The organism is Pseudoalteromonas aurantia (assembly GCF_005886875.1).
Lineage (GTDB): Bacteria > Pseudomonadota > Gammaproteobacteria > Enterobacterales > Alteromonadaceae > Pseudoalteromonas > Pseudoalteromonas aurantia_A.
In genome coordinates, this window is the sequence record NZ_PNBY01000026.1 from 44,713 (window position 1) to 53,217 (window position 8,505).

The 8,505-nt window shown below is 41.0% G+C and carries 7 protein-coding genes and 1 pseudogene; 7 read left to right on the top strand and 1 reads right to left on the bottom strand.

Going from position 1 to position 8,505, the window contains the following annotated elements; genetic code table 11:
- Positions 1-154 precede the first annotated feature (154 nt).
- The 6 genes from queA to CWC18_RS06050 all read left to right on the top strand — a co-directional run bounded on the left by queA (position 155) and on the right by CWC18_RS06050 (position 6,395).
- On the top strand, positions 155-1,195 hold the full coding sequence (gene queA, locus CWC18_RS06025; protein WP_138674900.1) for a tRNA preQ1(34) S-adenosylmethionine ribosyltransferase-isomerase QueA: 1,041 nt from the start codon (positions 155-157) through the stop codon (positions 1,193-1,195).
- 207 nt (positions 1,196-1,402) lie between these two features.
- Positions 1,403-2,530: a tRNA guanosine(34) transglycosylase Tgt gene (gene tgt, locus CWC18_RS06030; RefSeq protein ID WP_119860066.1), complete on the top strand. Its 1,128-nt coding sequence runs from the start codon at positions 1,403-1,405 to the stop codon at positions 2,528-2,530.
- A 48-nt stretch (positions 2,531-2,578) separates the two neighbouring features.
- Positions 2,579-2,917, top strand: a complete 339-nt coding sequence (yajC, locus tag CWC18_RS06035; protein WP_138593521.1) for a preprotein translocase subunit YajC — start codon at positions 2,579-2,581, stop codon at positions 2,915-2,917.
- 28 nt (positions 2,918-2,945) lie between these two features.
- Positions 2,946-4,805 carry a protein translocase subunit SecD gene (secD, locus tag CWC18_RS06040; RefSeq protein ID WP_138674901.1) on the top strand — a complete coding sequence of 620 codons (1,860 nt, stop codon included), beginning with the start codon at positions 2,946-2,948 and terminating at the stop codon, positions 4,803-4,805.
- 9 nt (positions 4,806-4,814) lie between these two features.
- On the top strand, positions 4,815-5,759 hold the full coding sequence (gene secF / locus CWC18_RS06045; protein ID WP_138593519.1) for a protein translocase subunit SecF: 945 nt from the start codon (positions 4,815-4,817) through the stop codon (positions 5,757-5,759).
- A gap of 108 nt (positions 5,760-5,867) precedes the next feature.
- The gene (locus tag CWC18_RS06050; protein ID WP_138593518.1) at positions 5,868-6,395 is read left to right on the top strand and encodes a hypothetical protein; all 528 of its coding nucleotides are present in this window, start codon (positions 5,868-5,870) and stop codon (positions 6,393-6,395) included.
- A gap of 146 nt (positions 6,396-6,541) precedes the next feature.
- On the opposite strand, the pseudogene CWC18_RS21410 reads toward CWC18_RS06050, so the two are convergent.
- Positions 6,542-6,763: pseudogene (locus CWC18_RS21410) on the bottom strand (hypothetical protein); the annotation flags it as partial.
- Between the two features lie 1,085 nt (positions 6,764-7,848).
- On the opposite strand from CWC18_RS21410, the gene CWC18_RS20990 reads away from it, so the two are divergent.
- Entirely contained in the window at positions 7,849-8,004 is a 156-nt protein-coding gene (locus CWC18_RS20990) for a hypothetical protein (RefSeq protein ID WP_171041043.1), read from the top strand.
- The last annotated feature ends 501 nt before the right edge of the window (positions 8,005-8,505 follow it).

Genomic DNA, 8,505 nt, shown 5'->3' on the forward strand with positions numbered 1-8,505 from the left:
CTCGCAGACCCAATTCCCTTGGTGCATTGCGCTTTTTTATCAGCAGCCAGCAATCAGGCTAGGTTAATGCTATTTTTGCAAGGTTACAAGTACTTGATTTAGGCTTTTATGATCTCTAGACTTGGCGCCAATTTAGATATTTAGAGAAGTTGTTATGCGCGTTGCTGATTTTAGCTTTGAATTACCCGATGAATTAATTGCTCGTCATCCAAAAAAAGAGCGTACAAGTAGTCGCTTGCTGGCCTTAGACGGTAATAGTGGTCAGCTGGGCCATAAAACTTTTACTGATATCATTGATATGTTGGAGCCAAATGACTTGATGGTGTTTAATAATACCAAAGTGATCCCAGCTCGAATGTTTGGCCAAAAAGCGTCGGGCGGTAAAGTCGAAGTCTTGGTTGAGCGTGTGTTAGATGAGCACAGTGTATTGGCACATGTGCGTGCCAGCAAGTCACCAAAGCCAGGGGCTGAGCTTATTTTGGAAGGCAAAGCCAAGGCTACAATGATTACGCGCCATGGTGAGTTATTTGAATTAAAGTTCGCGGGTGAGCAAACTGTACTGACGATACTTGATGACATTGGTCATATGCCATTACCCCCCTACATAGATAGACCTGACGAAGAAGAAGATAAAGAACGTTATCAAACTGTTTATAATGAAAAGCCGGGAGCGGTTGCTGCGCCAACAGCGGGATTACATTTTGATGAAGCGTTATTGGCACAAATTCAGAGTAAAGGCGTCGAAACCGCTTTTATTACCTTGCATGTCGGAGCCGGTACTTTTCAACCTGTGCGTGTTGATGAAATTGATGATCACGTTATGCACTCAGAGTATATTGAAGTACCGGTGGAAGTTGTGGATGCCATAGCCCGTACTAAAGCAAAAGGCGGTCGCATCGTTGCCGTTGGCACAACGTCAGTTAGATCGTTAGAGTCAGCTGCCAAAGCGAGTGCAGGGGACTTACAAGCATTTTACGGTGATACGGATATTTTTATCTATCCCGGTTACGAGTTTCAAGTAGTTGACGCCATGGTAACAAACTTTCATTTACCAGAGTCGACATTGATCATGCTTGTCAGTGCGTTTTCTGGACAAGCTCATATTATGAGGGCTTATCATACCGCAGTGGAAGAAAAATACCGTTTCTTTAGTTATGGTGACGCGATGTTTTTAACGAAACAAAGCCAAAAGTAACCCGCTTTTGAGCTCAGAACACGCTGAGCTCATTCTTAAACCCTTTAGTTTTCCTCTTATGCTCGCTTTAAAAGCCAATTTTCGACCCAATAATTAGAATTGCACTGGCAAACAAGGTAGAATTGAGCAGATTTTTTAACCTGATTATTAACAATGTCATGTTGATAACAGTTTATGTTGGACTGTTTTTCCGACTTTGAGGTAATGATGAAATTTGAATTAGATCGTACAGACGGCAAAGCGCGTCGTGGACGCTTAATTTTTGACCGTGGTGTTGTTGAGACACCTGCATTTATGCCTGTTGGCACGTACGGTACTGTAAAAGGTATGACCCCGGATGAGTTGAAGGGCACTGGGGCAGAAATTTGTTTAGGTAATACCTTTCACTTAATGCTTCGCCCTGGTACTGAGATCATCAAACAGCATGGTGATTTACATGACTTTATGAATTGGGATAAGCCCATTCTAACTGATTCAGGTGGCTTTCAAGTATTTAGCTTAGGTGCTATGCGCAAGATATCTGAAGAAGGCGTGTTGTTTCAGTCCCCCGTAAATGGTGAAAAGATCATGCTATCTCCTGAAAAAGCAATGCAAGTGCAATGTGATTTAGGCTCTGATATTGTTATGATTTTTGATGAGTGCACGCCTTATCCAGCGACTGAAAAAGAAGCGCGTGACTCTATGGAGCTATCTCTTCGTTGGGCTAAGCGATCTAAGGAAGGGCACGGTGATAACCCATCGGCATTATTTGGTATTATCCAAGGTGGCATGTATCCAGAATTACGGGCTGTGTCGCAAAAAGGCCTAGAAGAAATCGGTTTCGATGGCTATGCGCTAGGTGGCTTGTCAGTTGGTGAGCCTAAAGAAGATATGATCCGTATTTTAGACCACTGTGCTTACAAAATGCCTGAAGACAAGCCCAGATATTTAATGGGTGTTGGTAAACCTGAAGACTTAGTTGAAGCAGTGCGTCGTGGTATTGACATGTTTGATTGTGTAATGCCTACACGAAATGCACGAAATGGGCATTTATTTATTACTGGCGGTGTCATTAAAATTCGAAATGCAGTACATAAAACTGATACAGGTCCGCTAGATCCAGAATGTGATTGCCATACGTGTACAGGTTACTCTCGCGCGTATTTGCATCATTTAGATAAATGTAATGAGATTTTAGGTGCGCGTTTAAATACGATCCATAACTTGCGTTATTATCAGCGTGTGATGGAAGGGCTACGTAACGCAATTGGCGAAGGCAAATTAGATGAGTTTGTCGCTGATTTTTATGCGCGCCGTGATTTACCAGTACCGCCATTGGCTGATACAACAAGTTAATACCGCAACAAATTAAATAGAAAGTTTTAAAATTAGAGAGGAAGTATTATGAGTTTATTTATGTCAAGCGCGCATGCAAGCACTGCAGGTGCTGCGCCTGCAGGCGGTGGTATGGAAATGTTGATCATGTTGGCTGTATTTGGCCTTGTGTTTTATTTCTTAATTTATCGCCCTCAAGCAAAGCGTGTTAAAGAGCATAAAAGTTTGATGGGTGCTTTAAGTAAAGGGGATGAAGTGTTAACGCAAGGTGGTTTAGTGGGCAAAATTTCAAAAGTATCTGATGATAAAGACTTTGTTGTTGTTGCTTTAAATGATCAAGCCGAAGTAACAGTTCAAAAATCAGCCATTTCAGCCGTGTTACCAAAAGGTACGATGAAGTCGCTATAACACATAACAATAAAAAAGGGATAATCCAGTGTTAAACAAGTATCCAATGTGGAAATACTTACTTGTGCTCGCTGTGTTAGCGGTAGGGATTTTATATGCCTCACCGAATCTGTATGGCCGTGATCCGGCTATACAGATCTCTGGTACCAAAGGTGCCAGTGCTGACTTAAGCGTACTTGATCAGGTAAATAGAACACTAAAAAGTAATAATATCACTGTTAAATCAACAGTATTAGAAAATGATCAAGTATTAGTACGTTTTAAAAATGTTGAAGAGCAGTTAAAAGCACAAGATATTTTGCGAGGTACATTAAGTGAAGATTATATCTCTGCGATTAATATGAGCCCTGCACAGCCTGAGTGGTTAAAAAACTTAGGTGGTAATCCAATGAAGCTAGGATTGGATTTAAGCGGTGGTGTTCATTTTACGATGGAAGTTGACATGGTAACGGCATTAGATAATGCATTAGAAACCATGGAGCAAGATTTTAAAAGTGATTTGCGAGGCGAAAAGTTACGTTATCGCAGTATTCGCCGAGTTGCAGGTAGTGAACGAATTCAAGTTGTGATGCGCAATGATGCGGATCGAGATGCAGCTGAGCGCTTTTTAAAAACCCGTTACCCACTTTATACATTTATAAATGATAGTAGTAATGGTTTAGCGTTCTTTGCCAGCTTGTCACCACAAAAATTTAAAGAAATTCGTGAATATGCAATCAAACAAAACGAAACTATCATTCGTAACCGTATTAACCAATTAGGTGTAGCAGAACCAAATGTACAGCGTCAAGGCGCTGAGCGCATTATTGTGCAGCTACCAGGTGTCCAAGATACGGCGCGCGCTAAAGAGATATTAGGTGCAACCGCAACACTTGAGTTTCGTGAAGTAGACGAAAATGCTGATGTGCGTTCAGCTGCTCAAGGCAGAGTACCGCCAGGCACTGAAGTGATAAATCACAAAGATGGTTACCCAGTCGTGATGAAAAAGCGTGTGATCTTGGGTGGTACACATATCACGGGTGCGCAGTCTGGTGTTGATGAATACCAGCGTCCTCAAGTAAGTATTAGCCTTGATAGTAAAGGCGGTGCAAAAATGAGCGCATTTACCAAACGTGCGGTTGGTAAACGTATGGCAACGGTTTTCATTGAATATAAGCCATCTGGCAAGAAAGATGAAAATGGTAAAGCGTTACCGCCTATAAAAGTAGAAGAAGTTATTAACGTTGCAACGATTCAATCTCGTTTAAACAATTCATTCCGTATTACGGGGATCGATAGCCCTGCTGAAGCACATAACCTAAGTTTATTGCTACGTGCAGGTGCTTTGGTTGCGCCAATTCAAATCGTTGAAGAGCGTACAGTTGGACCCAGCCTCGGGCAAGAAAACATCGAAGCGGGTATGACTGCGGTTGTGCTTGGTTTTGCATTTGTATTAGCGTTCATGCTGGCTTATTACAAAGGCTTTGGTTTAGTGGCAAATCTGGCATTGGCAGCAAACTTAGTGTTAATCATTGGTGTTATGTCGATGATCCCAGGTGCCACACTGACTTTACCGGGTATCGCGGGTATCGTATTAACTGTTGGTATGGCGGTAGATGCGAACGTATTAATATTTGAACGTATACGTGAAGAGTTAGTTGATGGGCGAAGTCCTCAACAAGCTGTACATCAAGGCTATGACAGTGCATTCAGTACCATTTTTGATGCAAACATTACGACCTTAATAGCAGCAGTTATTTTGTTCTCTGTGGGCACCGGTCCAATTGCAGGTTTCGCGGTGACATTAGCGATTGGTATTATTACATCTATGTTTACAGCCATTGTTGGCACACGTGCGGTGATTAACTTCTTCATCGGTGGTAAACGTATCGATAAGCTTTCAATTTAGGAGAACACTATGCAGTTATTAAAATTGAAAGATACTATTCGTTTTATGGCGGCTCGCAAACTAACGATGGCATTTTCAGCGTTGCTGATCATTGCATCAATTGCGTCTATGACAATACGCGGACTAAATTTTGGTTTGGATTTTACGGGCGGTACAGCCGTTGAAGTTGGTTTTTCACAACCGGCTGATCTGAAAAAAATCCGTTCAGTGTTAGCGGAAAATGGCTTCGCAGATGCATCAGTGCAACTCTTTGGTACTAGCCAAGAAGTACTCGTCCGCTTAGCCCCGCGCGGTGATGATGTGAAAGCTGAGGAGATTGGTAATCAGCTAGTTGCAGCTCTACAACAAGCTGACAGCAGCGTAGAAATGCGCCGTATTGAGTTTGTGGGTCCTAGTGTAGGTGAAGACCTTAAAGAGCAAGGTGGTTTAGCTATGCTGACTGCGTTGATCTGTATTCTACTGTATGTTGCTTTTCGGTTTGAATGGCGCTTTGCAATTGGTGCAGTAGCGGCACTCTTTCATGATGTAATACTCACGATGGGATTGTTTTCGATTCTAGATTTAGAATTTGATCTTACCATTTTAGCGGCAATACTTGCGGTGATAGGGTACTCCTTGAATGACACGATTGTTGTATCTGATCGTATTCGAGAGAACTTCCGTAAAGTGCGTATTGATGACACCATCGAAATCATTAATATTTCACTTACGCAAACACTGAACCGTACATTAGTAACGTCTATTACAACTATTCTTGTACTTGTTGCCCTATTTGTTTGGGGCGGTCAAACAATTCATGGTTTTGCGACTGCCTTACTGTTTGGTGTGTTCATTGGTACATATTCTTCAGTATATGTGGCCAGTTCTGTTGCTGTTGCAATGGGGGTAAGTAAAGAAGATCTTATTCCTGTTGAAGTAGAGAAAGAAGGCGCTGATTTAGACGCTATGCCGTAAAGCGTATTCGTGTATTTAAAAAGCCACACTCAGTGTGGCTTTTTTTGTTTCAATAAAATGACACTCGAGTATAATGAGAATCGTTTTCAATCATACTTTGAGGTTCTTATGTATAAACAGTTGGTAATTTTGCTAGCTGCAGCCAGTTTGACTGCATGTTCAGAAAAGGAAGAAGTAGCGCAAGTGCAAAAAGCACCTGTTGAAAAAGCGGAAACTACGCTTCAGACATATAAGAGTCAGGCTAAATCATTATTAGCCGATATTCGTACTCAAAATACGGCGCAAGAGCTAGAGAAAAGCTCTGCAAACTTAGTTAAAACATCGCGCAAGCTTTTATCAGAATTCACTGTTAAGTACCCCCAATGTCAAACGTATTTAGGGGCGCTTGATGCCGCAGCCGATCTAATCCCCACTTTACCGCTTGAAGAAATTGAAACGGGCTATCATGCTGATGGTAAGTTACCAAAATTTGATGACCCAGTGTGCTACCATGCTAAAGATTTATTAGTGCACCCAGCGACAGTGCAAGCAATTGCGAAGCAAGGCTTTAAATCTGAAACCGCATACCAAGATGCAGAACTAGAAATTGTTGAAGTGATCGCGCATTTTGATCAAGTTGAGCGAGCTTTAAATTAAGCAGTGCGATACGGCAAGGGCTGAGTGAGTTCAGCCCTAATTTATTAACATATTACTTATATAACGCTCTCTAGGTAGACGTTCTGTAGCCATCTTTTTAAAATAAAAATTCCGACAGTTATCATCGTAATTACTATTACCAACATCTATTCTATAATTGCTGATAGACCAATTATATAGAGACGTAAAACAACCATTATTGAGCAAAAAGAATGCACATGGGGTCCATTGGATTGACCGCTTAGGCAGAGATCTTGGCTTTTCTTATTGGCGTAACGTCCGAGCCACGTACCAGAATTAATTACACTCCCTGTTTGATAGTGCAAATTAGTCATATGATAATATTGTGTCGCGTAACCACTGGAGTGGGTGACGCGAACATTACATGAAGAGTATCGTGTAACGGTGCCACCGTGTGAAGCTTGTACCCAGGGGGGATTGCTTCCCTAGTTACCAGAACTATTGTTAAAACCTAATGACGAGTAAGGGTATCCAGAGCCGGTATTCAAATATACGCCGCCGCTATACCATGTATAGCCCAATGGCCATGGGAAGCTCATATCAATATTACTTGGTTGCTCTGTACTTATCACCGTGCGGTTTTGTGGAGTAAAAGGAAGATATTGATAAGAGTGTCATACATCAATTAATAGATGCAAAGTGTCAGAGGGCTGGACTTGTATGCTGCTGAGTATATTTACCAAACTGGACGTGGAAGAATTTATTGGGCTTTGTAGTGTTTGCTCCTCAACTTTTGTGCAACTTGATAAAAGCATTAATTTAATGTGATTGCTAAACCTTGGTCTTGCTCAGTAAACTCTTGTTTGTCGCTTTTTTGCACCAAATTAAGATACTATATTTAATGTAGTCGGTTCGCTTAATACATTGCTCTGTAATTCTATTAATGCCAGCAAAAGTTTGGGGTTAATACTAGAGTAAACCGCCCAGTGAAAAATGGTAGCTTTAAATTCTAATTAATGGGGGGCACTGCGATAGAAAAAAGCATCCTAATCTTGGGTTCGTAATGCGTTGTTAAATACAGTATCTAGTCAATAGCTATGACTGAGTTTACGGTGGTTTTAATTAACGCGGTTTGTTCTGCGCACTAAGCTCTTTGATTAGCGGGTGTTGTCCTTGGGCTTGAACAAAACTGGTCACGGGCAATGCGAGCAATGACAGGTACCATATTGATTTCATGTTGTATCCTTATCTTATTTTCTCTGACGTATTCCTTTTATGTAAACTTAAAGTAAATTTTTATGGGGGGGGTTAGTCAACTGTATTGTATGATTTACGAATAGAGCTTATAGGTGTGATTATTGGGATTAAATAGGTTTAAAAATTCTGATAATGCAATGCCTTGTTGTTATAAAGATAAAAAATTAGTTGCATATATTGCAAAAGTGCTCGGCTGAGCTATTTTTATCTTTACAGAACTTTGTAGGGTGTGCTTATGAAACCGATTATTTTTATAGAGCAACTAGAAGCATTACTTGAAGAGCGGAAATTCAAAGAGCGCCGTCAGTTCAAGCAAATTGTTCATCCTTTATTTGAGCGCCGAATATGCAATAGACGAAAACAGCCCATTCCTCAGCCATTGAACAAATGATTTTATGTGTAATCTTTAGGCTTATTAGGAAACTTGTTATCGTGGCATAAGAAGCTACAGCCTCATGTTCATCAACAGTGAGCTTTATATAAGATAGGGTTAAGCTTAGAGCTCTTAACATGACGAAATTTTTGTATGGTAAATATACTCCCCGTTAGTGTTGTGTACTAAAAATATACGGTTCGAGTGGGATTTGTTCGAACGCGCTGTTTTTATCACTTTTCTTCAAATAAACGCTTGCGCTTTTTCTGCATCGCCCTATAATGCGACCCCACTGACACGGAGCGCTACGCTCACTTAGCAAAGCAAAACGAAGTCAGCGTTAAGTAAAACTTAGTTTAGCTTTTCACTAAGAAAATGTTTAAAATCAAGTGTTGACAAAAAAATAGGAAAGCGTAATATGCGCAGCCCTAGCGAGATAAAGCAAAGCGCTTAATCATCGCAACGTTCTTTAAAAATATGAAGCAATCATCTGTGTGGGCACTCGTACAGATTGAGTTC

Bases quoted from the DNA above. Each gene is read 5' to 3' on its own strand.
- tgt (WP_119860066.1), top strand. From the start codon at position 1,403: ATGAAATTTGAATTAGATCGTACAGACGGCAAAGCGCGTCGTGGACGC.
- CWC18_RS20990 (WP_171041043.1), top strand. From the start codon at position 7,849: ATGAAACCGATTATTTTTATAGAGCAACTAGAAGCATTACTTGAAGAG.
- queA (WP_138674900.1), top strand. From the start codon at position 155: ATGCGCGTTGCTGATTTTAGCTTTGAATTACCCGATGAATTAATTGCT.
- yajC (WP_138593521.1), top strand. From the start codon at position 2,579: ATGAGTTTATTTATGTCAAGCGCGCATGCAAGCACTGCAGGTGCTGCG.
- CWC18_RS06050 (WP_138593518.1), top strand. From the start codon at position 5,868: ATGTATAAACAGTTGGTAATTTTGCTAGCTGCAGCCAGTTTGACTGCA.
- secF (WP_138593519.1), top strand. From the start codon at position 4,815: ATGCAGTTATTAAAATTGAAAGATACTATTCGTTTTATGGCGGCTCGC.